This is a genomic window from Streptomyces sp. URMC 126 (assembly GCF_051386555.1).
In the GTDB taxonomy this organism is placed as follows: Bacteria; Actinomycetota; Actinomycetes; order Streptomycetales; family Streptomycetaceae; genus Streptomyces.
The window spans coordinates 1-237 of the sequence record NZ_JBPQTX010001330.1 but is presented as its reverse complement, the minus strand read 5'-3'; the positions used below and the strand labels follow the sequence as shown (position 1 = coordinate 237).

The following is a 237-nucleotide window of genomic DNA, read 5'->3' as shown; positions in this document are numbered from 1 at the left end:
CTTGAGCTTCGTGCCCGTCGAGCGCAGGTCCGCGCACGCCTTCGTGACGCGCTCGGCCATGCCCGCCTCGGCCAGCTTGCCCCAGCTGCGCGGGTCGTACGTCTTCTTGTTGCCGACCTCGCCGTCGACCTTCAGGACACCGTCGTAGTTGCGGAACATGTGGTCCGCGACCGGCCGCGTGAACGCGTACTGCGTGTCCGTGTCGAGGTTCATCTTCACGACGCCGTTCTCCAGCGC

The 237-nt window shown here is 67.1% G+C and carries 1 protein-coding gene; it reads right to left on the bottom strand.

Annotation, left to right across the window (positions count from 1 at the left end; genetic code table 11):
• Positions 1 to 237 (bottom strand): class II fructose-bisphosphate aldolase (locus ACSNOK_RS36150; RefSeq protein ID WP_436784881.1); only part of this gene is annotated, 237 nt, incomplete at both ends.